The 23,854-nt window shown below is 46.8% G+C and carries 16 protein-coding genes and 6 tRNA genes; 19 read left to right on the forward strand and 3 right to left on the reverse strand.

Annotated features, from left to right (window positions below):
• Positions 1-178: 178 nt before the first annotated feature.
• Positions 179-799 carry a superoxide dismutase gene (locus tag QZ323_RS07470; protein WP_294633983.1) on the reverse strand — a complete coding sequence of 207 codons (621 nt, stop codon included), beginning with the start codon at positions 797-799 and terminating at the stop codon, positions 179-181.
• Between the two features lie 202 nt (positions 800-1,001).
• Between QZ323_RS07470 and QZ323_RS07475 the strand changes: the two genes are divergently transcribed.
• From QZ323_RS07475 to QZ323_RS07505, 7 genes are all read left to right on the forward strand, one after another.
• On the forward strand, positions 1,002-2,765 hold the full coding sequence (locus QZ323_RS07475; protein ID WP_294633984.1) for a hypothetical protein: 1,764 nt from the start codon (positions 1,002-1,004) through the stop codon (positions 2,763-2,765).
• A 64-nt stretch (positions 2,766-2,829) separates the two neighbouring features.
• Positions 2,830-5,190, forward strand: coding sequence for a hypothetical protein (locus QZ323_RS07480; RefSeq protein WP_294633985.1), 2,361 nt, complete (start codon positions 2,830-2,832; stop codon positions 5,188-5,190).
• Between the two features lie 29 nt (positions 5,191-5,219).
• Entirely contained in the window at positions 5,220-6,149 is a 930-nt protein-coding gene (locus QZ323_RS07485; protein WP_294633986.1) for a hypothetical protein, read from the forward strand.
• A 2-nt stretch (positions 6,150-6,151) separates the two neighbouring features.
• Positions 6,152-7,159, forward strand: a complete 1,008-nt coding sequence (locus tag QZ323_RS07490; RefSeq protein ID WP_294633987.1) for a hypothetical protein — start codon at positions 6,152-6,154, stop codon at positions 7,157-7,159.
• A gap of 79 nt (positions 7,160-7,238) precedes the next feature.
• Positions 7,239-8,210: a hypothetical protein gene (locus QZ323_RS07495; RefSeq protein WP_294633988.1), complete on the forward strand. Its 972-nt coding sequence runs from the start codon at positions 7,239-7,241 to the stop codon at positions 8,208-8,210.
• Between the two features lie 296 nt (positions 8,211-8,506).
• The gene (locus tag QZ323_RS07500; RefSeq protein WP_294633989.1) at positions 8,507-9,562 is read left to right on the forward strand and encodes a porin; all 1,056 of its coding nucleotides are present in this window, start codon (positions 8,507-8,509) and stop codon (positions 9,560-9,562) included.
• Positions 9,563-9,585: 23 nt separating this feature from the next.
• On the forward strand, positions 9,586-10,749 hold the full coding sequence (locus QZ323_RS07505; RefSeq protein WP_294633990.1) for a nucleoside recognition domain-containing protein: 1,164 nt from the start codon (positions 9,586-9,588) through the stop codon (positions 10,747-10,749).
• A gap of 160 nt (positions 10,750-10,909) precedes the next feature.
• Here QZ323_RS07505 and QZ323_RS07510 read toward each other — a convergent pair whose 3' ends face one another.
• Positions 10,910-12,646, reverse strand: coding sequence for a hypothetical protein (locus QZ323_RS07510; protein WP_294633991.1), 1,737 nt, complete (start codon positions 12,644-12,646; stop codon positions 10,910-10,912).
• A 67-nt stretch (positions 12,647-12,713) separates the two neighbouring features.
• On the opposite strand from QZ323_RS07510, the gene QZ323_RS07515 reads away from it, so the two are divergent.
• From QZ323_RS07515 to QZ323_RS07550, 8 genes are all read left to right on the forward strand, one after another.
• Positions 12,714-15,101, forward strand: coding sequence for a UvrD-helicase domain-containing protein (locus tag QZ323_RS07515; RefSeq protein WP_294633992.1), 2,388 nt, complete (start codon positions 12,714-12,716; stop codon positions 15,099-15,101).
• Positions 15,102-15,232: 131 nt separating this feature from the next.
• Positions 15,233-16,375 (forward strand): carboxynorspermidine decarboxylase, encoded by a 1,143-nt coding sequence (gene nspC, locus QZ323_RS07520; RefSeq protein ID WP_294633993.1) that lies wholly within the window; start codon positions 15,233-15,235, stop codon positions 16,373-16,375.
• A gap of 111 nt (positions 16,376-16,486) precedes the next feature.
• A tRNA-Gly gene (locus tag QZ323_RS07525) sits at positions 16,487-16,559 on the forward strand.
• Positions 16,560-16,585: 26 nt separating this feature from the next.
• Positions 16,586-16,667, forward strand: a tRNA-Leu gene (locus tag QZ323_RS07530).
• Positions 16,668-16,707: 40 nt separating this feature from the next.
• A tRNA-Leu gene (locus QZ323_RS07535) sits at positions 16,708-16,791 on the forward strand.
• Positions 16,792-16,806: 15 nt separating this feature from the next.
• Positions 16,807-16,879 (forward strand) — tRNA-Gly (locus tag QZ323_RS07540).
• A gap of 26 nt (positions 16,880-16,905) precedes the next feature.
• Positions 16,906-16,987: transfer RNA gene (locus tag QZ323_RS07545), tRNA-Leu, on the forward strand.
• Positions 16,988-17,019: 32 nt separating this feature from the next.
• A tRNA-Gly gene (locus tag QZ323_RS07550) sits at positions 17,020-17,095 on the forward strand.
• A 259-nt stretch (positions 17,096-17,354) separates the two neighbouring features.
• On the opposite strand, the gene QZ323_RS07555 is transcribed toward QZ323_RS07550, so the two are convergent.
• Complete coding sequence (locus QZ323_RS07555) at positions 17,355-17,912, reverse strand: NAD(P)H-dependent oxidoreductase (protein ID WP_294633994.1); 558 nt, start codon at positions 17,910-17,912, stop codon at positions 17,355-17,357.
• Between the two features lie 271 nt (positions 17,913-18,183).
• Between QZ323_RS07555 and ileS the strand changes: the two genes are divergently transcribed.
• The 4 genes from ileS (at position 18,184) to QZ323_RS07575 (ending at position 23,854) form a co-directional block, all read left to right on the forward strand.
• On the forward strand, positions 18,184-21,609 hold the full coding sequence (gene ileS / locus QZ323_RS07560; protein WP_294633995.1) for an isoleucine--tRNA ligase: 3,426 nt from the start codon (positions 18,184-18,186) through the stop codon (positions 21,607-21,609).
• 123 nt (positions 21,610-21,732) lie between these two features.
• On the forward strand, positions 21,733-22,113 hold the full coding sequence (locus QZ323_RS07565; RefSeq protein WP_294633996.1) for a TraR/DksA C4-type zinc finger protein: 381 nt from the start codon (positions 21,733-21,735) through the stop codon (positions 22,111-22,113).
• A gap of 2 nt (positions 22,114-22,115) precedes the next feature.
• Positions 22,116-22,748, forward strand: a complete 633-nt coding sequence (locus QZ323_RS07570; RefSeq protein WP_294633997.1) for a lipoprotein signal peptidase — start codon at positions 22,116-22,118, stop codon at positions 22,746-22,748.
• A complete protein-coding gene (locus QZ323_RS07575; RefSeq protein WP_294633998.1) occupies positions 22,745-23,854 on the forward strand; it encodes a DUF4296 domain-containing protein in 1,110 nt (369 codons plus the stop codon). Before QZ323_RS07570 ends, QZ323_RS07575 begins: the two co-directional genes overlap by 4 nt.

Genomic DNA, 23,854 nt, shown 5'->3' on the forward strand with positions numbered 1-23,854 from the left:
AAAAACAGAAACAGTTGCTCCTTTCTGTTCAAAAAATGATAGTGGGATTTCATTCTATTACAACCTCAGTACTATAAAAGCCAACCTCAGCTTTACGAAAGCTAAGGTCAACTTTATGAAGCTGAACCTTAACTTTCGTGAAGAGAGGGTGATCATGACTGATTTTCTGGTGATGTTGTTATCGCATCCGACTACCCACGACGTCCCAATCAATGATGTCCCAAAGAGCATTAATATGGTCGGCACGGCGGTTTTGATAGTCGAGGTAATAGGAATGTTCCCAGACATCAAATCCTAATAATGGTGTGAAACCGGAGCGAACCGGATTGCTACCGTTAGCTTCTTTAGTGATGTGCAACTTGCCGTTTTTGTCTACCGACAACCATGCCCATCCGGAACCGAACAGGCCGACAGCAGCTGCCGTAAATTCTTTCTTGAAGTTATCGAAACTTCCGAAATCATGTTTGATGGCCTCTGCCAATTTTCCAGTAGGCTCGTTGTGGGCGGGCTTGGGAGAAAATTGCTGGAAGTAAAGGGTATGATTCAGGACTTGTCCGGCATTGTTGAAGATGGCTCCGTCGGGTGCGGTGGCCACTATGGTCAGCAGGTCTTTGTTCTCATACTCTGTGCCTGGCACGAGATTATTGAGGTTGTTCACATACGTTTGCAAGTGCTTGCCATAATGATAATCTATGGTTTGCTGACTGATTACAGGTTCCAATGCATTGTTTGCATACGGAAGTTTTGGCATTTCGTGAGTCATAACTATAAGCATTAAAGATGTTAATAATGTATTCATAATTTTTTATTTGAATTATATTTCTGGTAATACAACGATTGGCGGGTTGAAAATGTTCATTTGGAATGAATCTTAAATATTGATACAGAATTTGTCACGGTTTTCCGTTACAAATAAAAATATATAAACGGAAATTTTGAAAAAAGGTTTGCTCAAGTAAAAATAATGTGTATCTTTAGAGACTTTTTATGAATTTAGTATTATGGATAGAATATATTTGTTGGATGAAGTAACCAAAATCCGTCGGCTCCTCCTTGAAAAGGAGGGACGTTTCTCTTCAGAAGAATGCGAAAAGATAGCAGCTGTTTTAGAGATGGATAATGTCTTGCTGGTAGCCATGCTCGAAGCGATTCGGAAAGATTTGCTTTCCAAGAAGTTTGTGTTGGATATGAAGCAGGCAGAGCGCTTTCAGCTTTTGCGGAGTGCTCTTCAGAAGAATGCCGAACATGTTCTTATAAAGAAAATAACTCCTGAACTGATCGTGCTCGACGAGAACTTCAGGAAGTCTCAGGCTGATGAAGAGGCTTGCCGGGAAGCGGTGGGTAGATTGCGTTCTCTGATAGAACCGTATGCTGACAAAGTGCCTAAGTTAGTGAAGTATCTGAATGAATATGCCGGCTTGTGTGAGGCGAATTTCCTGAACGTCGTGAAACTGAAAGTGCTTAGGATCAATCTTCGCTTCTTGCCGATATTGAAGGAAGTGAATGAATGGCAGACGGCATGCGATAATGTTTCTGATGAAAAGGCGTATTTGGAAATGGCCGAGCAGTTATACTTGAAGCATTCGTCGCTCTTTAAAAAAGAGGATATATATTACTTTGGCATTATTCGGGGAATATTGGATGCTTTCTATCGGGAATTGGGCAAAGAACCTGTTCAATTGGATGTCCCTGCAGAGATAACTTTGTTGGAAGATGTTCAGCCGGAGATACCGGTTGCAGCTGAGGGAAAAGCGGAAGATACGGCTGAGGTGACGGAGGAGGCAGAAACTGAAGGGATTGCAACCGGAGCTGATTTGCCTGAGGCAGAACCGGAACAGCCGGTAGTAGAATCGGAACAATCGGCAGCAGAACCAAAGCCGAAACACGCGGAATTAGAATCAGAACAAGTAATTGAGCCGGAACAAGCAACCGAATCGGAACAAATATTGGGGTCTGAACAAATGGAACCTGAACAAATAGAATCTGAACAAATAGAACCTGATCCTGAACAAGTAGAACCAGAATCTGAACAGGCAGAATCTGAACCGGAGCCGGAAATGAAACAACCGGAGCCGATGTTGCCTGAACCGCAAATCAAGCCGTTTGATTCCGATGTACAAAAAGATATTCCTAAAGACCAGCAGAAATCCCGGAAGTCAGTTTATATAGCAGGCGGTTGTGCATTATTGGTTCTGGTTGCGGTCGGTGTGTATTTCGCAATCGGAATGAAACCGGAACCAGTGGGTACTGACACGACTACTGCAATAAAGGATACTTCGACCGTTGTACCGGTTGTTGCATCGGAGACACCTCAGGCACTGGAAACAGCCGATTCGGAAAAGGCAGATTCAAAAAAATCCGATTCAAAGAAGAACGACTCTCAACCCTCGCTCCAAACAGAACAAAAGTCTCAGTCTTCGTCCCAGTCTCAGTCTCAGTCTTCATCTCAACCTCAATCGGAAACAAAGACCGCCGACAAGCCCGAACAGCAAGCCGAACCGGCAAAGAGTGAGAAAAAAGTCCAGGCCACATTGGAAACAGCCAGAGAGGCAACTCAGAATGGTGACTATAAAAAAGCATTCGACATTTATAAATCGCTGGCTAATGCCGGAAATGTAGAGGCGCAGTATTGTCTCGGTCTGATGTATGAGACAGGAACGGGTGTTGACATGGATATCTTTGAAGCAGTTGTATGGTATCGGAAGGCAAAGGCAAAGGGCTTTAAGCTGGCAGAACGTAAATTGCAGGAATTAGGTTACAATTAGAAATGTGGATCTTACATTGTTTACCATAAAACATAATTTATTTATCATAAAAAACATATCAAGTATGAAAGGAAAGATTTTTTCTTCTTCGCAAGATTTGTATCAAGATCAAGCGAAGATCCTTTTTGACTTCTATAAGGATGCGGCGGAACGAATAGTGTCGCAAGAAGAAGAACTGGAAAAGGAGATGGAAGTGCTGAAGAACTCGATTGCACAGCATGCGGAAGGTAAGAAGAAAGCCATGACGCAAATGTACGTGGGAATCGGTATTTTTGTTGTCGGACTGATATTGATAGCAGTAATGGGTATATTGGGTATTGCCATTGTTGCGGGAGGCCTCTATTGGGGAATAAAAAGCTATACTTCATCCAAATCCAGTACGAAATCGATAGAAAGTGTCGGGAAGAATCTGAAAGAATTGGAAGACAAACACCGCCGGATATTCAGAGATTACAAGATTGAGAAGATGGGAGTGGTCTACGTGCCTGTGGCAAGTCAGGTTCCCTTTGAGAATAAGAGCTTCGTGATCGACCATACCGGAAATAGCCCGGTACAGAATTTTGAGCTGCAGTTAGTCAATAATCAAGGGGCACTGTCGGAAAAGCTACGTGAGCTGGATGAACTCTCTACTGTAGCACCTTTGGTGGAGGACAGCAAAGACGTGGAGGAGATCTCTACTGAAAACTATTCCGCCTCTATACCTAAAGTGAAGTTCTACGATTATTTCGGTCGTATGGACCGCAACTTGCGCGACAGTGCTTATTACCTGTCCGATGTGCATACGGTTTCCGTGGGAATGCCCGTGATTTCTCCCGAGTCACCGGTCATTGCTTATCTGAACGAATATGGTACTGCCAATCCCTCAGGAGCGCCTGTGCTGAATATCTTCGATACGGCCGCATACGATAAAGAGATAGAACAGTTCAACTCATTGAATGCAATGCGCCGTTCGTTGTCCGATCAGAGTGAGCAGTTTGAAGATGTATTGCGGCGCCTGATATCCAACGTCGGTTATGCCGTGCAGACTATTGCTGCGGCAAAAGTCAAGTCGACCAATTCGCTGGTGGACAGTTCCAATCAGTTGCTGTTTACTATTCTGAAGACCTCTTACAATCACTATTCGCCCAAGCTGGAGAAGGATGAGTTGGAGAAGATACGCCAGACGAACTTCAACTTCCGCGATACGGTGGAGAACTATACTCCCTTCCAACTGAAAGAGAGTTCGCGTGTACGCTACGACATGAAAGACCATTCATGGGTTGCGGAAGACGGCAGCCGTACGACAATGCCATACGGCATCAGCCAGATACAGGAAGAGATTGTAGCGCCGATCGTGCAAAATCTGTTGGCCGAAACACGCCTGAACCGGTTGGATATATACAATGACATTGATAACCAGAAGCGGGATTACCTGAACCAGTGGCATCGGGAGACCCAGGACTTCTACGGGCGTAACCGTACTTCGGGCGACGACCTTATTAACATCATGCGTAGCAATCTGACGAAGTTCCTCGCCGCACAGTCCACCTTTGAACGTCTTGACCGGATGAAATCGCGTATGTTGCAACAGATGATGGACGACGACATGCAGGAGCTGGAAGGGCATGCTGAAGAACAACTGGAGAATAATCTGCAGAAGTTTGCCGAACAGTCCGATTCGTTCAAGCAGACACAGGATGAATTTAAACTTTATATGCGGGAATTACAGGAGAATATAAACCAGAAAGCTACGGAATATGGATATATTGAATATTTCGATGCCAGTCTTCGTGACGGATTAGCTAAGCAGATTGTGGTTGCCAATGACAACGTTGCACTGCTGGACGACCGTCGGAGACCTTTGGCAGGTATCAATCCATTCTATGCGTTTGCTTCCAGCATTCCGCCTGCTCCGGCCGTTGAGGATTGTGTAGAAGAGTATATAACTATAGATATTGCCCGGGTAGCTACTGATTCTTTGCAGGAGATTGCAGAAAACAGCCAGGAGGTGACGCCGGACCAACATGCAGAACTGGTGGACGACAGCGAGGCAATGGAAGTCTCGGCATACGCTCCACAGGCCGGGGAAGAGGTTGAACAAAAAGAGGATGTTGCGGAAGAGATGATTATTACGGAAGAAGTAGTTTCCGAAACTTCGGAAATTTCAGAAGAAACGAAGATAACCGAAGAACCTGAGACTTCTACCACTACTACCTCCGAGGCTTCTGTTACTTGTGAGGTTCCTGAAGTTACTGAGATCACAGAAGAGCCTGCAACTTCAACTTCTTCAACTCCCGTTACTCCTGAAGAATCTGTAACTCCTGCCGTTCTTGAGGAACCAGCCGTACAGGATGCTTTGAGCGATCTGGATGATCTGGACGATTTGGACGACCTTAGTGACTTGGACGATTTAGACGACCTGAACGCCTCCGAGAAAGATAAATAGCATGCAATGAACCTGAAAAATTAAAGATTATGGCTAAATATGATGTTACAGTCGACACCCGCGACATGGCTAACAAGATAGATACCGTATCCAACAAAGTCAGCGGGGTCACTACAGCGGTCGTTGCTATGGAGACGGCTGTCATAGCTGCCGAGAGGGACGCTACGAACAGGCTGTGCAAAAGGTTGAACAAGGGATTCTTTTCATTGGTCACTTCCCAGATTGAGCAGAAGAATGCTACCGCGTTGAGTTCGGTGAATGCGTATGCTTCCGAGCTGATGCAGCAACAGGAAGCACTGCTGGATCTGAAAAAGAGGATGGGAGATGACTTCCTGATTTTGACAGAACGTTACTCCAAACTGTTTAGAGGTTTGAATGTAGCTCTTCACAACCGTATACATGAACTGGACAAGCCTGTCATCCGTTTTTGCGAACAGGACGTGGCGACCACGTTGGGGCGCGTGAACAATCAGATCGCTTCCGTACCGGTCAACCAGATCGAATCCTTGGCTACCGTTCAGACCATTGCTGCGGCACATGTCAAGCGGAATGCACAGATGCTGATTGGGAAAATGACTCAATTCCTCACTACCTGCAAGCAGCAAAGCACCAAGATGCAGCGTATCAAACTGAACTCTTTCGTAGGCAAACCAGTTCTCAGATATCTGCCGGCCATCCTGTTGCAGAAACGAGAAGAAAGCGGAGAGATTGCGGAAACTTGTCTGCCACAAGATTTGGAACAACTTATCGGCACGTCTTCCTGCACAAGGATGCAAGAAAGTATGGCGCGGAAGATAGAGAATAACGGATGGGAGAATGTCTCCGAAGAGTCTCGGCGGATGGTGATCGGAGAACTGGAACGCCTGATAACTGCTTCCGATCTTGGCGAAAGAGTGAAGGAGAACATGAAGAGACTTATGGCCCAGAACGAAAGTTGGCTTAACATGAAGGAGGGCTGAGTATGGGAGTAAGAAGACATATCATTCACGACGTGATACGGAAGAGTGAGACTGTGACACTCACCGTGGGCGACAAGTCGGCTTCGAAAACCGTCACTTTGGAAGAGCCTATCGACATTTATCTGGAGATAGATGATAGTCCTTATAATAGCAGTGTGCAGGATTGTGCCCAGCACATTGAGAGTCTGCGCAACTCGGTCGTGGCGTGTAACACGGCGGAGGTTGCCCACAAAATAGCTTCTACGCAACAGATAGCCAAACACATATCCAAGGGATTCTTGGGATATATAACCGCAAGTCTGGACATGCAGAACATGGAAGAGAAATCCAGCGTAGAAGCTGTGGTTGCCGAGTTGCAGTCACAGTCCGATGAGTTGGGAAACCGCAAACTGGTGATGGAAGACGACTACGACATCCTGACCACCCGCTACTCCGGCATCTTCGGTAATCTGGACCGCGAATTGGAACAGCGCATACACATGTTGCTGGAGCCTTGCTTCCGTTTCGTGGAAAGTAGCGCACGGGAACAGTTGCGCAATACGGAATCTTCACTTTCGGCAATGGCGCTCGTGGGGCATAAAGAACAGTTGGATACCCAGGCACGCCTTTCGGCACTGAAAGTGAAGCAGCGTGCAGCAGGATTGATAGACAGTGCGAAGCGCTATCTGATAGGGCAGAAACAGTTGGCAAGCCATATCGAACGCGTGTTGGTGAGTGGATGCAAGAATGCCCGTTGGATGCTTCCGGTGGTGTTTGTAGAGAAAGTCACCGGTGCGGGAGACGGTCGGGAAACCGGAGTCGTGATGAACGAGCAAACCGTACGCATGGGGGTGAACGAAGGGAAAGTGCTTCAGAATGTCCGCCAGTCTGTCATACCCGATATGACAACGGAGGAGAAGCGTACCATTGGGCGGCATTTGGAAAGAGAGATTCAGAAGTTAGGTACCTCGGAACACAATTGCCGGGTGGCAGCGATGATGCGAAAGCTCGCCGTCAATTATTTGCCGTAGAGTAATGCACAGTATCTCTGTGTATTGCAGTGCCGGTATCTGGGGAACAAATAAGCTATATAAATATGGAGAAAAAGATATGAAAGAATTGAAAGTAATAAGTCTGGAGAATGGAGTGATATTGAGTGAGAACCTGGTGAAAGGCTCCATTCTTCCCCGTACGTCTGCGGAGTTGGAGAGGGACGTACTGATACAGAACGATACTATAGTAGAAGGGGCGGTCTATGCCCGCAAACTGGAGATACAGAATGGAGATGTAGAGATCGGCGGAGCGGTGTTTACCAAACTGGAGTGCCACATCAGCAATGGCGCAAAGGGAAACATCATTCTGCGCAAGACGGTTGCCACGTCGGACTCGTTAGTGTCGTATGCCCGCGATTGCCGTCTGATGTTCATGGCAGACATCAACGGAAAGACGGTGAAGCTCTGCAATGCTTTCGTGGCAGGCAGCATCTTTGCGGACGAGGTCGTGCTGGAAGATTGTATCGTGCTGGGTGGTGTTTTCGCCACAGCCAAACTGAATATGAAGGATTGCATTGTAGGAACCTTCAATGCGAAGACGGTAGCAGTGAGCGGAGATATCAAGCTATTGTTGCCCAGTGCATTCAGCGGTGAGGAGATGCAAGTGATGAGCGAGGCAAGGCTGTTTAATCTGAGCCTGGCAGACTTGGGTGCCTTGTATGCGGGAATGCCTGAGATGGAGAATACGGGTATCATCGAGATGAACACATATTCGGACGAGCAGGAGTCTCAATTGTTTGAGGGAGACGAGAAAGTATTGGTGCACTGTTACTCGGTAGTCGGCAAGGTGCTGGCTGCTGATTTGGTCAATGTAGACAAATTGAAGAATCATTTTCTGATAGGTGCCACTGCACTGGGTAGCCAACTGCTGAAGACCTACGACTTGGGTGTGGATGCGAATGGAAAAGTTTGTGAGATTATACCGGAGAAGGTGGCAGACTTTTTCTTCGATCTTTTGCACGGGAAGATCAGCGTACGGACGCTGGACGGTTCGTTCTCCATTCAGGAGATCGCCCGGCGCTTGGAATAGGAGCGTATGTGCTAAGTAAAGTATAGCACGAGCACGCGCGAATGGAGCGGGTTTTGTGGATTTTCTTCTTTGGTTAGTCCGTAAAACACTGCTCCATTTGTGTCTGAGATAGATTGCCTCTCATTTCGACTGAAAAAACAGGTATCTTCCTATTGTCGTTTCGGAACATAATGATATATTTGCATCTGTAAATGGGGTAGCACAATGATGAAGTGCTATCATATTGATAGCTAATATGCGAAAAGGGCAGCCTCATAGAATAAAATGTTTAAAACTTTAACAAAACAGATGATGCTATGAAAAGGACAGTGGCGAGCATGCTATGTGCTTGTTTTGCGTTAGCCGGCCATGCGCAGGAGAACGTGCCTTTATCGTTGAAAGCCGAGGTCAGGATAGACTATCAGTTAGAGAAAGTGGACGGAGTGACGGACCACAGCCATACGGGTTTCGACGGAAAATTTCTTAATCTAAGGTTAGACGGTCGTATTACTTCTTCATTATCTTATTCGTGGAGGCAGCGGCTGAATAAAAATCATCAGAATCAGAGTTTTTGGGATGCCACGGACTGGGCTTATATCGTCTATGAGCTGGGTGAAGGGCAGTGGAACCTGTCGGCAGGAAAACAAGTTGTCGGTATCGGAGGTTATGAGTACGACCGTGCACCGATAGATCTCTATTCTTGTTCGGAGTTTTGGAATAATATCCCTTGTTACCAGATGGGTGGAAGCGTCACCTTCCGTTCGCGCAACGGACGCGACCAATGGATGGCACAGTTCTGTGAGAGTCCTTTCCAGTCGGTGCATCCGGAGAGTGAGATGTTTGCCTATAATCTGATGTGGATGGGTAAGCACGGTTGCTTAAGTACGCTTTACTCGGCAAATATGATAGAGTATGCTCCTGGGCGATTTATCAATTATCTGGCACTGGGACACCGGATTGAATTGGGCAACGTGGCTGTAGAACTCGATTTGATGAACCGTGCAGCCGATCATCAGGTGTTTCTGTTGAGAGACTGTTCGGTGATGGGTGAGGTAGCGTGGCGTTGTTCCGAGAAGCTACAGTTGTTTGGCAAGGTGACTTATGATGTGAACCGCACGAATGGCGGGGACGGAGGGCGAGTGGCGGACTATTGTGTCATGCCTGGTACTGAACTGACCATGTATGGGGGCGGACTGGAGTATTTCCCGCTTAAAAAGAATCGCGACTTGAGGTTTCATGCCACCTGTTTCTACACTACCGGTCGCAACGGCAATCCCGAAGGTGCGCGCCTCGACAAACAATTGACCGGACAGGCTGGTGTGACGTGGCGTCTTGATCTCTTTGCTTTGACTAACAGGTTACTGAAACATTAAATATTCTTCAATATATCACTGATATGAAAAACGATTGTCGTCAAGGCTGGACAAGATTTATCCCTCAGGGAATTCCTTGTCTACTCATTGTATTTGCCTTGTTTGCTTACTTGTCTTCGGTGATGGGGCTTCCCAACATGCTGAACACCATCATGAAGACTGCTCATGATTTGTTGCTCAATACCGTATTCTACCTGATGGGCATCTGTGTCATTACCGGTGCCATAGGTCGGTTGTTCGTAGAATTTGGTGTAGTGAACCTGCTGGAACGTTTGCTCCGTCCGTTAATGCGTCCGCTCTTTCACCTGCCGGGTGTGGCATCTTTGGGAGCGGTGATGACGTTCCTTTCGGATAACCCAGCCATCATCTCCCTGTCGCAGGACAAGCGTTTTTGTAGTTACTTCAAGAAGTATCAGTATATCTCACTGACCAATTTCGGTACGGCATTCGGTATGGGATTGCTGGTGATTGTCTTCATGGTGGGGCAAGGTTATTATGCGGCACCTTTTATCGGACTGTTCGGTGCTTTCTGCGGATGTATCGTCTCTACTCGACTGATGCAGCGTTTTGTACTGAAAGCCTATCCTCGCTATGCCACCGAGGCTGCATATACCGAGGATGAGGAGGATGCGGCGACTGATGCAGATGATGCGAATGCCGCGAACGGGAAGTCTCTCTTCTTGCGTACGCTCGATTCGTTGCTCGATGGCGGACGTACGGGAGTTGACGTGGGTATTGCCATCATTCCGGGTGTGTTGGTCATCTCTACTTTCGTGATGATCCTTACTTTCGGACCTGCCGCCGACGGTGCCTATACGGGTGCTGCCTATCAGGGAGTTGAATTGCTACCGTGGCTGGCAGGGCAGGTGAACATCATCTTCGAGTGGCTGTTCGGGTTTACAGATCCGCATTTGGTGGCGTTTCCTATCACGGCACTGGGAGCTGTAGGGGCAGCGTTGAGTCTGGTGCCTAACTTTATCGAGCAAGGTTGGGTAGATGGAAATGCAATTGCCGTGTTTACTGCCATCGGTATGTGCTGGAGCGGTTATTTGAGTACGCATACGGCTATGCTCGACTCGCTGGGCTATCGGGAGTTGACGTCGAAAGCCATCTTGGCGCATACCGTGGGAGGTATCGCGGCAGCTGTCGTGGCGCACTTGGCATATATGTTATACGCTTGCTTCTGATGAACATGGGTAAGGCGGATAGCGTACTCTGACGGAATAATATAAATGACCACAGATAAGCGTTATTGAATGTCAATAACCTGTCTGTGGTCATTTTGGTATTATGTCGGTGCCAGTTGCCATGTCCGGCGGATAATGCCGGGGCGGGGTAGAACCCCGATTATTGGTAGATCACCTGTATCTTTTCTGTATTCTTTTCGTCTCCTCGGTCGGTTTTTTGTATCCAGCGGCCGGTGTTGTCGTATTCATAATAGGCATTGCTGTCTATTTGGTTGCCGAACTCGTCGTAGAGGAAGATAAGCGAACCGTTGGTCTTTTCGTTGCTCACCAGAAGTTTTTCGAACGAAATCCGGGTCAGATATCCGTAGGCATCATACTCATACTGGTCTATCTGCCTGCTCACCTGCGTAGGGAGCGGATCTTTGTCCAGTGGGAATGTCTCTTCTTTCTTCACCAACTTTCCTTTCTTGTCATATTGGTTGAAGATGGATGATTGCCGTATGTTCTTCTCGAAGTTGATCTCTTCTGTCAACAGATTGAACTTCGGGTGATACTTTCTTACGATCAGTTTTCCGTTCTGGTAGGCAGTAGAGTCGGTGAGAATGATGCCCAGCGTGCTGTATGTACGGCGACGTTTGTAGACCTCTTTCATGCCTCGCTGGTTCACTTGCACTTCTTCTACGCAATGTCCTTGCGCGTCATAAAGGAAGTTGGTCTGCAATGTCGTAGTCCCTCTCTCTTCCACAGTCTCCTTGATGCTCACCAGTCTGCCGTTCTCATCATACATATAGGTCTTCTGCACTGTCTTTCCGTTTCTCGTCTCATTCGACTTCATCAGTACACCTTTACTGTAAGACTGTATGATGTTCGGATTGCTCCACACCAGTTGCTGTTCAAAGGGTTGACGCAACAGGTTTGCCTTGTCGCGGAACTCTTTATATTTGTGTGTCTTCAGATACTCTCTGATAAGCTCCAGTTTGCTGGCTGCATTCACTTCGAGTTTCAACACCTCATAGTCGATGCTGTCTTTCTTATATTCCAGTGTTCCGGCATGCTTCCTGTCGGCAGGTTGAAGGTAGGGAGACTGTTCGTACTCCGTTATGGCTTGTTTGATGGAAGCTACGGCTTGCGCTTTGCAGATGTTTCCATACAGATAGTCGTCGTAGAGCGAGACTGCCTGATCCATACCTTCCCGTTTGGTGCGTCCTCCGAAGAAAGTATTGAGGCGTTCGTGGTCGAAAAAGCGCTTGAAGTTACTGCTTGAGGGAGATGTCTTTACGGTTTGCAACAACAGGCGGTTGTACTCTACCATCGCCTCCTGCTTGTGTTTCCCCTCTGCATACTCCTCCATGTAGCGTTCACACTTCGGTATGTTCTTATTGTGCATGAAGTCTTTCCATAGTTCTTCTTCATGGATCTGTAACAGATGGCTTTTGACCTCGTCCGACAGTTCGTACCCCGATGCCTTCACCGCTTCGACCAACGATCCTGAGTAGATCAGCTTATTGGGATACTCGTCCAACGTAGCGTTGATGCAGTTCTCCATCCGTTTTCTTAGTTCGCCGGCATCCACTTCCGCTCCCTGGCAGATGGCAAGGAAATTACCTTTAGTGGCGGTCATGTATGCCTGAAAATACTCTTTGGCTACGGCTACTTCCTGCTGGTTCCACATTTGGTCACACAACTCTATCAACTTCAACTCCGCTTCGAAAGCGGCTGCGGTCTCAGCGTCCAGCTTGTCACGATTCTTTGCGAACTTCTCGTTCTCGTTGTTTACAAGCAGTTTCAAGAGTTTTTCTACTTTGCTTTGTTTCTGTGCCGCCATCGGCGATGCACACAAGAATGCCAACAGGCAAATAAAAGGAATATTAAGTCTCCTATTTTTTACTGATTCCATATTTAAATATAATATTAATGGGAGTAAGATTGTACAAATATAAAAAGATTATTTTAATTTTGCATATATGAATACAAAATATCTCGAAGAATTGAACGAAGGGCAGCGTGCTGCGGTGCTTTATTGCGACGGTCCTTCGCTGGTCATAGCAGGTGCAGGATCAGGAAAGACACGGGTATTGACCTACAAGATAACCCATCTGCTATCGAATGGCTATCAGCCTTGGAACCTGTTGGCTCTGACTTTCACTAACAAGGCTGCCCGTGAAATGAAAGAACGTATCGCTCGGCAAGTGGGTGAACAGTGTGCACGCCACCTATGGATGGGTACGTTCCACTCCATTTTCCTGCGCATCCTTCATGCCGAAGCGGCAACCTTGGGTTTCACTTCCCAGTTTACCATCTACGATACTGCCGATAGCAAAAGTCTGCTGCATTCCATTATAAAGGAAATGGGACTGGACGATAAAATCTACAAACCCGGCAGCGTGCAATCGCGCATATCCAACGCCAAGAACCATCTCTTGTCGCCAGCCTCATACGCCGCCGACAAGGAAATCTATAATGCAGACTGTGTAGCCAAGATGCCCGCCGTCCGCGATATTTACCGTCGTTATAGCGAACGTTGCCGCCAAGCGGATGCGATGGACTTCGATGACTTGCTCTTCTATACCTTTATCCTCTTCCGCGACCATCCTGCCGTGTTGGAACGCTATCGCGAACAATTCCGCTACATCCTCGTGGACGAGTATCAAGATACCAACTACGCGCAACATAGCATCGTACTGCAACTCGCTTCGCAACACCGCCATGTCTGTGTGGTAGGCGACGACGCGCAAAGCATCTATTCCTTCCGGGGTGCGAATATCGACAATATCCTCTACTTCACGAAAGTCTATCCGGGAACGAAAGTCTTCAAGCTCGAACAGAACTACCGGTCTACACAAACCATTGTCCGTGCTGCCAATAGCTTGATAGAAAAGAACCAGTGGCAGATACGCAAAGAGGTCTTCACTGAAAAGGAACAGGGAGAAGCGATAGGTGTTTTCCGTGCATACAGCGACGTTGAGGAGGGAGACATTGTCATTAATGCGCTCGCACGGTTGCGCCGAACCGAGCACTATGCCTATTCCGATTTTGCCATCCTCTACCGAACCAATGCGCAAAGCCGTATCTTCGAAGAGGCACTGCGTAAGCAGAACATGCCTTACCGCATCTACGGAGGTCTGTCGTTCTATCAGCGCAAGGAGATAAAAGATGTGATAGCCTATTTTCGTCTGGTCGTCAATCCCAATGATGAAGAAGCGTTCAAGCGTATCATCAATTACCCCATGCGCGGCATCGGCAATACGACTGTCAGCAAAATCATAGCCGCCGCTACAGAAAATAACGTCAGCCTATGGACGGTGCTTTGCGATCCTACGGCATACGGAGTAGATTTCAATAAGGGTACATTGGCAAAGTTACAACGTTTCCGCGAGTTGATAGACGGATTCATCGAAGGCGTGGCGACGAAGAACGCATATGAACTCGGCAGTGAAATCATCCGTGGTTCCGGCATCATCAATGAAGTCTGTCAGGACAACTCACCGGAGAACCTGAGCCGTAAGGAAAATGTCGAAGAACTGGCGAACGGTATGAGCGATTTCTGCTCCATGCGTATGGAAGAGGGTAACACCAACATCTTCCTGACGGACTTCCTTTCTGAAGTCTCTCTGCTGACCGACCAGGATTCGGACAAGGACGGAAACGACGAGAAAGTGACGCTTATGACTGTGCATTCGGCAAAAGGACTGGAATTTAAGAATGTATTTGTAGTGGGTATGGAGGAGAACCTTTTCCCCAGCAGCATGGTGGGTGAATCGCCTCAGGCCCTGGAGGAGGAAAGACGCTTGTTCTACGTAGCTATCACCCGTGCCGAAGAGCATTGCTTCCTTTCATTTGCCCGTACCCGTTTCCGCTATGGAAAAATGGAATTTGGCAGTCCCAGCCGCTTCCTGCAAGATATTGATGCCCGTTATCTGCATCTGCCGCAAGAGGTAAGGCGGGCGGACAGGAGCGATGAGGGAACCGGATATCTCCGTAAAGAGGGTGGTAGTGGGGGATTCTCCCATTCGTCTCAGTCCCGTACTCCGTTTCAACGGTCTGCTACGGAGACCCAGCAGCGCCCCAAACAGCAAATTATTGCGCCCAGTATTCCGCGCAACCTGAAACGAATAACTCCGTCCGTTTCGGGTGCTTCAGGCGTTACTCCGTCATCTTCTTCAGGCATTCCTTCTTCTTCCGCTTCGGAAACGACTGTACAGGCAGGGCAGTTCATCGAACATGAACGCTTTGGCTTGGGAGAAGTCATAAAAGTGGAAGGCAGTGGAGATAATGCCAAGGCAACCATTCATTTCGAGAATGCGGGAGACAAGCAACTCTTATTGCGTTTCGCTCGTTTTAAGATAAAGTAAGTGCCTGTTTTCTCCGGCATTTTATGCCTTATCATATATGATGTTATTTTATACTTTATATATAATAAGGTATGAAAGTTTCCGCTTATACTTTATATAATGTTATATCAGCTCAAACAAAAGTTATAATTATGATAGATTTCGACCGCTTTCCCTCTCCGTGTTATATCATGGAGGAAGAATTGTTGAGGAAGAACCTCACACTCATTAAAAGTATCTCCGAACGTGCCGAAGTAGAGTTTATTCTGGCATTCAAGTCATTTGCCATCTGGCGTTCGTTTCCTATATTCAGGGAGTATATAGAGCATTCCACGGCAAGTTCAGTGTATGAGGCACGACTGGCACTGGAAGAATTTGGCAGTAAGGCGCATACCTATTCTCCTGCTTACACCGAAGCCGATTTTCCGGAAATCATGCGATGCAGCAGCCACATCACTTTCAACTCGTTGTCTCAATTCAATCGTTTTCACCCCACGGTACTACGCAACGGAGAAGGCATCTCATGCGGCATCCGTATCAATCCTGAATATTCGGAGATAGAAACAGAACTTTATAATCCCTGCGCTCCCGGCACCCGCTTCGGCATAACGGCGGACACGCTGCCCGAAACCCTTCCGGAAGGTATTGACGGTTTCCACTGCCATTGCCATTGCGAATCCTCCTCGTACGAACTGGAACGGACGTTGCAACATTTGGAAGAAAAATTCTCCCGTTGGTTTCCGCAAATCAAATGGTTGAATCTGGGCGGTGGCCATTTGGTGACCCGCAAGGACTATGATGTCGAACATCTCATCCGTGTATTGAACGGACTCCGTGCTCGCTATCCGCACTTGCGTATTATCTTGGAACCAGGATCAGCCTTTGCTTGGCAAACCGGAGTATTAGCCTCCGAGGTAGTGGATATTGTGGAAAACCGAGGCATCCGTACCGCTATTCTTAATGTGAGTTTCACTTGCCACATGCCCGATTGCCTGGAGATGCCCTACCAGCCGGTTGTGCGTGGAGCCGAAATAGGGAATAATGGCGGCAGCTATGTCTATCGTTTGGGCGGCAATTCGTGTCTGAGCGGCGATTATATGGGAGACTGGAGCTTCGATCATGAATTGCAAATCGGCGAACGGATCGTCTTTGAAGATATGATTCACTACACGATCGTAAAGACGAATATGTTCAACGGAATCCACCATCCAGCCATCGCCATGTGGACGAAAGAGGGAAAAGCTGAAATATTCAGGCAATTTTTTTATGAAAATTATCGGGATAGAAATAGCTGAGAATCAAAAGAATGATGCGCTGACAGAGGTAGAGCCGCAAATTTAACTACAAAAAAAATAGCCGGAACGCTTGCTAGTTTAAATAAAATGCCTACCTTTGCAACCGCAATCGCGGAAATAGCTCAGTTGGTAGAGCATAACCTTGCCAAGGTTAGGGTCGCGAGTTCGAGTCTCGTTTTCCGCTCAATTACATAGATTGCGATTACCTATGCCCAGGTGGCGGAATTGGTAGACGCGCACGTTTCAGGTGCGTGTGTCGAGAGGCATGCAGGTTCGAGTCCTGTTCTGGGCACATAGGTGAAGCAATTGCTCTTTGAAAATGTGATAGGTATGGAGAGATGGCGGAATTGGTAGACGCGCTACTTTGAGGGGGTAGTGACAATAATGTCGTGGGAGTTCGAGTCTCCTTCTCTTCACGTGATCATCATAATGCGGAAATAGCTCAGTTGGTAGAGCATAACCTTGCCAAGGTTAGGGTCGCGAGTTCGAGTCTCGTTTTCCGCTCAATTACATAGATTGCGATTACCTATGCCCAGGTGGCGGAATTGGTAGACGCGCACGTTTCAGGTGCGTGTGTCGAGAGGCATGCAGGTTCGAGTCCTGTTCTGGGCACATTCTTCTTTGTGAAAAAGGAGTCATCAGTTGCGGAAATAGCTCAGTTGGTAGAGCATAACCTTGCCAAGGTTAGGGTCGCGAGTTCGAGTCTCGTTTTCCGCTCCATCCTCGTAGTAGTTGGTGATTAATGATTTAAGGCTTGTAACATTACGTTATGAGCCTTTTTTTATTTCCTGAAATTACTTTCTCGCCATTGGCAAAATAATGTGTGGCAGTAAGAAAGACGGAATGGTTCCTTTGAGGGACTTTTTTCGTCCCATGAGCCGAAAAAATCCATCCCGCGGGACGAATATTTTCGGCTCATGGGATGGATTTTTCTGTCTCGCAGAACGAATTTATCCGTCTCATGAGACGAAATTGACGGCTACCAGACATCTTCTGTTTTATCCTTTCCCACGAATGCAATCAGCTTTTTCTTGTAGCAATCCACCCCTTTAGCCAGATTCCTTTCCGTATCCGAAGTTCCTATGCCATAAATGACGAAAGGCGTCTGCCATTGCATGCTGGCATGTATGGCGCCTGCCTGATAAGGGCGTAGCAGTTCGTCTACCGTAAATCTGTTTCTTCCTCCGCTACGGTAGGCTTCAAAGTCAGATCCGGTGGTGGTGGCTATCATTAACGGCTTTCCGGCAATGGCGGGCGTCTTGGCAAGATGAGTGAAAACCTCATCCTGCCACTGCTTCAGCAGATAAGGAGCTGACATCCAATGGAGCGGGAACTGGTATACTACAGCCGTGGCATGAGAGATGATACGGCTCCACTCGTCAATATTGAAAACATCTTCTGCAGGCATTTCATACAGATTATACACGGCGACTTCTTCTATCTCTTTTATGGCTTCGAACAAAGCCATGTTGGCCCTTGAACTCTCCAGATTGGGATGTGCCAAAAGGACAACCACTTTTTTTAATTTTCTGTCCATACTGTTTCTGATGTTTTAGTGAATATCAATGTAACAGAAGAAAGTAATAAAATGTTTGAGAAACAGGTTATTCTTTATCAAACCGATTTACATCAGGAACGTATCCGCATCCCCTCTTTTTGAAATCTATTGTTTTTTTCTATCCAACAATCTCTTTTCTCTAACTTTTTTGTAAATTTGCACCCTTAAAATAAAGAAGGTAACAGTTTTATAACGAAAAGTACCTTCTGATCGTTAACAAAGTAACATCGTTAAATTATAGCAAATAAAAATGGGTAAGAAGTTTGCCGAATATTCGCAGTTCAACCTCTCACAGGTAAACGCGGAAGTGTTGAAGAAATGGGACGAGAACCAGGTTTTCGCCAAGAGTATGACAGAGCGTGAAGGCTGTCCTTCTTTCATCTTTTACGAAGGACCTCCCTCGGCCAATGGTATGCCGGGCATCCATCACGTAATGGCGCGTTCTATCAAAGATATCTTTTGCCGTTACAAAACCATGAAAGGTTTTCAGGTGAAACGTAAAGCCGGATGGGACACACACGGACTTCCGGTGGAGTTAGGAGTGGAAAAAGCACTTGGCATCACGAAGGAAAATATTGGCAAGACAATTTCCGTTGCCGATTATAACGCTGCTTGCCGCAAGGACGTGATGAAGTTTACCAAAGAATGGGAAGACCTCACGCACAAGATGGGCTATTGGGTGGACATGACCGATCCGTACATCACATACGACAACCGTTACATTGAAACCTTGTGGTGGCTGTTGAAGCAACTCTATCAGAAAGACTACCTCTATAAAGGATATACCATACAGCCGTATTCGCCTGCTGCCGGTACCGGATTGAGCTCGCACGAGTTGAACCAGCCCGGATGTTACCGCGATGTGAAAGACCTGACCTGTGTGGCACAGTTCAAGATGAAGAACCCGAAGCCGGAAATGGCAGAGTGGGGAACTCCCTATTTCCTGGCATGGACCACTACGCCGTGGACGTTGCCTTCGAACACGGCTTTGTGTGTAGGACCGAAGATTGATTACGTAGCCGTACAAAGCTATAATGGATATACCGGAGAGAAGATTACCGTCGTTCTTGCCAAAGCGCTGCTTTATACGCACTTCAACAAGAAGGCAGAAGATATAGCTTTGGAAGATTACAAGCCGGGCGATAAATTGATCCCGTTCAAGGTCGTTGCTGAGTATAAAGGACCGGAACTGGTAGGCATGGAGTACGAGCAACTGATTCCTTGGGTGAATCCGGGTGAAGGCGCCTTCCGTGTGATACCGGGCGACTATGTCACTACGGAAGACGGTACGGGTATCGTGCATATTGCTCCGACATTCGGTGCTGATGATGCCTTGGTGGCAAAAGCTGCCGGCATTCCGCCGTTGCAGCTCATCAATAAGAAAGGCGAACTCCGTCCGATGGTTGATCTGACAGGTAAATTCTACTTGCTGGAAGAACTGGACGAAGACTTCGTCAAAGAGCGCGTGAACGTAGAACTGTATAAAGAATATGCAGGCCGTTTCGTGAAGAATGCTTACGACCCCAATTTGACGGAACAGGACGAAAGCCTCGACGTAAGCCTCTGCATGATGATGAAGGCCAATAATCAAATCTTCAAGACAGAGAAGCACGTGCACAACTATCCCCACTGCTGGCGTACGGACAAACCGGTGCTGTACTATCCGTTGGACAGCTGGTTCATCCGCTCTACGGCATGCAAGGAGCGCATGATCGAACTGAATAAAACGATCAACTGGAAACCGGAAAGTACGGGTACGGGACGCTTCGGCAAGTGGCTGGAGAACCTGAACGACTGGAACTTGAGCCGTTCACGCTACTGGGGTACTCCGCTACCCATCTGGCGCACCGAAGACAACAGCGAGGAAATCTGTATCGGTTCGGTCGAAGAACTCTACAACGAAATAGAGAAATCTGTAGCTGCCGGAGTGATGAAGTCTAATCCTTACAAAGAGAAAGGCTTTGTTCCCGGTGAATACACTAAGGAGAACTATGATAAGATCGACCTGCACCGTCCGTATGTAGATGATATCATCCTCGTATCCAAGGACGGCAAGCCGATGAAGCGCGAAGCAGACCTGATCGATGTATGGTTTGATTCAGGTGCCATGCCGTATGCCCAAATCCATTACCCCTTCGAGAATAAAGAGGCGTTCGACAGTAAGCAGCTGTTCCCGGCCGATTTCATAGCCGAAGGTGTAGACCAGACACGCGGTTGGTTCTTTACGCTCCATGCGATAGCTTCAATGGTGTTCGACACCAACTCATACAAGGCGGTCATCTCCAATGGACTGGTGCTTGACAAAAACGGCAACAAGATGTCCAAACGTCTGGGCAATGCAGTCAATCCCTTCTCTACCATCGAGAAGTACGGCTCCGATCCCCTGCGCTGGTATATGATCACGAACTCTTCTCCTTGGGATAACCTGAAGTTTGATGTGGACGGTGTCGAAGAAGTCCGTCGCAAATTCTTCGGAACTTTATATAACACGTATTCTTTCTTCTCGCTTTATGCCAATGTAGATGGATTTGAATATAAAGAAGCCGACATCCCGATGGAACAGCGTCCGGAGATAGACCGTTGGATACTCTCTGTCCTGAATACATTGGTGAAGGACGTAGATGCTTGCTACAGCGAATACGAACCGACCAAGGCAGGACGCTTGATATCTGATTTTGTCAATGACAATCTCTCCAACTGGTATGTCCGTCTGAACCGTAAGCGTTTCTGGGGTGGAGAATTTACGCAAGACAAATTGTCTGCCTACCAGACCTTGTACACTTGTCTGGAGACTGTTGCCAAACTGATGGCACCTATCGCTCCGTTCTATGCCGACAAGCTCTATATGGATCTGGTGACCGTGACAGGACGTGACAATGTCGTATCAGTACACTTGGCGGATTTCCCTGTATGCAACGAGGGAATGATAGACAAAGAGCTGGAAGCCCGTATGCAGATGGCACAGGATGTAACTTCGATGGTGTTGGCTTTGCGTCGTAAGGTGAACATCAAAGTACGCCAACCGTTGCAGTGCATTATGATACCCGTAGTGGACGAAGAGCAGCGCGCACACATTGATGCCGTGAAGGCACTTATCATGAACGAGGTGAACGTTAAGGAAATCAAGTTCGTGGACGGTGCTGCCGGTGTGCTGGTGAAGAGAGTGAAGTGTGACTTCAAGAAGATGGGACCGAAATTCGGCAAGCAGATGAAGGCTGTGGCTGCAGCTGTCACCAGTCTGTCGCAAGAGGCCATTGCAGAACTGGAGAAAAACGGTGCTTACACCATACAACTGGATGGTGCCGAAGTTACGGTAGAAGCTGACACTGTAGAAATCTATAGCGAAGACATTCCGGGATGGTTGGTTGCCAATGAAGGAAAACTGACCGTTGCATTGGATGTGACCGTTACGGACGAGTTGCGTCGCGAAGGTATTGCACGTGAGTTGGTTAACCGTATTCAGAATATCCGTAAATCAAGCGGTCTGGAGATTACAGATAAAATTCAGATAGTTTTATCGAAAAATCCGCAGACAGATGATGCGGTAAACGAATATAAAGACTATATTTGTAACCAAGTTTTAGGAACCTCACTGATGCTGGCAGATGAGATAGAAAACGGTACGGAGTTGAACTTTGACGATTTCTGTCTGTATGTGAGCATTGTGAAAAAATAATTTTTTGTAGTTAGTAGTAAGTAGTAGTTAGTGAATGATGCCGCATTGCTAATGAAAGCACTGCAAATCGGATATTCCTATTTACTACTACCTGCTTACTAACTAACTGTTAAACGTTTTATTATGTCAGAAAAGAGTAGATACTCAGATGCGGAACTGGAAGAGTTCCGTGCTATCATTAATGAAAAATTAGAATTGGCGCAACGTGATTATGAATTGCTGAAATCGAGTTTGACTGGAACTGATGGCAATAACACTGACGATACGTCTCCTACATACAAAGTATTGGAAGAAGGTGCCAACACTTTATCCAAAGAAGAAACAACGCGTTTGGCACAACGCCAATTGAAATTTATCCAGGGATTGCAGGCTGCATTAGTGCGCATTGAGAACAAGACGTATGGCATTTGCCGCGAGACAGGCAAGCTGATTCCTGCCGAACGATTGCGTGCCGTACCTCATGCCACATTAAGTATTGAAGCTAAAAACAGCGGTAAGAAGTAGGAATGAGCAGATATCTAACGAAAGGTCGTATCGCGCTGCTCGTTATATTCTCTGTCTTGATCATAGACCAAGTGATCAAGGTGTATATTAAAACCCATATGTATTGGCATGAAAGTATTCGTGTTACAGATTGGTTTTATATCTATTTTACCGAGAATAACGGTATGGCGTTTGGCATGGAAATATTCGGAAAACTTTTTCTTTCCTTGTTCCGTATTGTTGCTGTTACCGCTATAGGCTGGTATTTGGCAAGAATTATAAAACAAGGTTTGAAGACGGGATATATCGTTTTTATTTCTCTCATCCTGACGGGAGCATTGGGCAATATTATCGATAGTATGTTTTATGGTGTGTTGTTCAGCGAAAGCACACATTCGCAGATTGCTTCGTTCATGCCTGAGGGTGGAGGATATGCCTCGTTCTTTTATGGGAAGGTGGTAGATATGTTCTATTTCCCTATCATCGAGACGAATTGGCCTCAATGGATGCCATTTGTCGGTGGGGAACATTTCATATTCTTCAGTCCGATATTCAACTTTGCCGATGCTGCTATCAGTTGTGGCATCATTGCTCTGCTGCTGTTCTACAGCAAATATTTGAATGATTATTCTTATCATGTAACAAAGAAATCATGAAAGACTTGCGTCGAGTTCAATGGTTTGGAATATCCCTTTTAGCATTCTGTTTTACCGCCTGTCAGGTGAAAAGGCCTGAGGCGGTTTTATCAGATGCTAAGATGGAAAACGTACTCTATGATTATCACATAGCGAAGGCTATGGGGGAAGAAGTTCCATACTCGGAGGGGTATAAAAGAGTATTGTACATTGAATCGGTGTTCAAGAAACATGGAATCACGCAAGCTGTTTTTGATTCATCCTTGGTGTGGTTTACCCGTAATCCGGAGGTTTTAGCTAAAGTTTATGAGAAGGTGAATGCAAGACTGAAAGAGGAGCAGGAGGGAATCAACCATCTGATTGCCATGCGTGACAATAAGCCTAAAGAGAGCCTTCCGGGCGACAGCATTGATGTATGGGCGTGGCAGCGCATTTATCGGTTGACCGGCATGCCGATGGATAATAAAATCACATTCGTATTGCCTTCCGACACCAATTTTAAAGACCGGGATACCTTGCAGTGGAATGTATGCTTCCATTTTCATCATGATAAGGTTGACTCCATGCACGCTCCTGTCATGGCTATGCAGATTGTCTATAAGAATGACAGCATCATAGGTGATATGCAGAAAGTTTATGAGGCGGGGATGAAAACGATATCTCTCCAGTCCGATACGTTGGGAGAAATCAAGGAAGTGCGGGGTTCGATATATTACTCTTCTGCGCAGAGTGTATATACCTTGTTGGCTGACCGCATTTCGCTCATGCGTTGTCATTCCACGGATACTTTATCGTTCGCAAAGAATGATTCTATCAGTCAGGAAAAGAATGAAGGCGCTGAATTGAAGAAGGAGGAGATTAAACCGATAAACCAAGAAGTCAAGTCGGTAGAGAGAGTAAAACCGATAGAAGAGATTAAATCAGCGAAACAGGAAAGGAAATCAGCAAAACAAGAAATTAAGCCGATAGAACAGAGGAACAGACCGGCAGGACGGGAAGAAGTCAAGACTAATGCAAATACAAATTCTCCCAAGCGTAACCGCCTGCGTCCTCAGTCTGTTTCAGAGCCTGCGTTGCAGAAAGTGGAAAGACCCCAAGAACTTCAGATACAGAAAAAAGAACTTTGA

The organism is uncultured Bacteroides sp., from assembly GCF_910585845.1.
Lineage (GTDB): Bacteria > Bacteroidota > Bacteroidia > Bacteroidales > Bacteroidaceae > Bacteroides.

Excerpts from the sequence above, each read along its gene's own strand:
- QZ323_RS07470 (WP_294633983.1), bottom strand. The coding sequence starts at position 799 with ATGAATACATTATTAACATCTTTAATGCTTATAGTTATGACTCACGAA.
- QZ323_RS07475 (WP_294633984.1), top strand. The coding sequence starts at position 1,002 with ATGGATAGAATATATTTGTTGGATGAAGTAACCAAAATCCGTCGGCTC.
- QZ323_RS07480 (WP_294633985.1), top strand. The coding sequence starts at position 2,830 with ATGAAAGGAAAGATTTTTTCTTCTTCGCAAGATTTGTATCAAGATCAA.
- QZ323_RS07485 (WP_294633986.1), top strand. The coding sequence starts at position 5,220 with ATGGCTAAATATGATGTTACAGTCGACACCCGCGACATGGCTAACAAG.
- QZ323_RS07490 (WP_294633987.1), top strand. The coding sequence starts at position 6,152 with ATGGGAGTAAGAAGACATATCATTCACGACGTGATACGGAAGAGTGAG.
- QZ323_RS07495 (WP_294633988.1), top strand. The coding sequence starts at position 7,239 with ATGAAAGAATTGAAAGTAATAAGTCTGGAGAATGGAGTGATATTGAGT.
- QZ323_RS07500 (WP_294633989.1), top strand. The coding sequence starts at position 8,507 with ATGAAAAGGACAGTGGCGAGCATGCTATGTGCTTGTTTTGCGTTAGCC.
- QZ323_RS07505 (WP_294633990.1), top strand. The coding sequence starts at position 9,586 with ATGAAAAACGATTGTCGTCAAGGCTGGACAAGATTTATCCCTCAGGGA.
- QZ323_RS07510 (WP_294633991.1), bottom strand. The coding sequence starts at position 12,646 with ATGGAATCAGTAAAAAATAGGAGACTTAATATTCCTTTTATTTGCCTG.
- QZ323_RS07515 (WP_294633992.1), top strand. The coding sequence starts at position 12,714 with ATGAATACAAAATATCTCGAAGAATTGAACGAAGGGCAGCGTGCTGCG.
- nspC (WP_294633993.1), top strand. The coding sequence starts at position 15,233 with ATGATAGATTTCGACCGCTTTCCCTCTCCGTGTTATATCATGGAGGAA.
- QZ323_RS07555 (WP_294633994.1), bottom strand. The coding sequence starts at position 17,912 with ATGGACAGAAAATTAAAAAAAGTGGTTGTCCTTTTGGCACATCCCAAT.
- ileS (WP_294633995.1), top strand. The coding sequence starts at position 18,184 with ATGGGTAAGAAGTTTGCCGAATATTCGCAGTTCAACCTCTCACAGGTA.
- QZ323_RS07565 (WP_294633996.1), top strand. The coding sequence starts at position 21,733 with ATGTCAGAAAAGAGTAGATACTCAGATGCGGAACTGGAAGAGTTCCGT.
- QZ323_RS07570 (WP_294633997.1), top strand. The coding sequence starts at position 22,116 with ATGAGCAGATATCTAACGAAAGGTCGTATCGCGCTGCTCGTTATATTC.
- QZ323_RS07575 (WP_294633998.1), top strand. The coding sequence starts at position 22,745 with ATGAAAGACTTGCGTCGAGTTCAATGGTTTGGAATATCCCTTTTAGCA.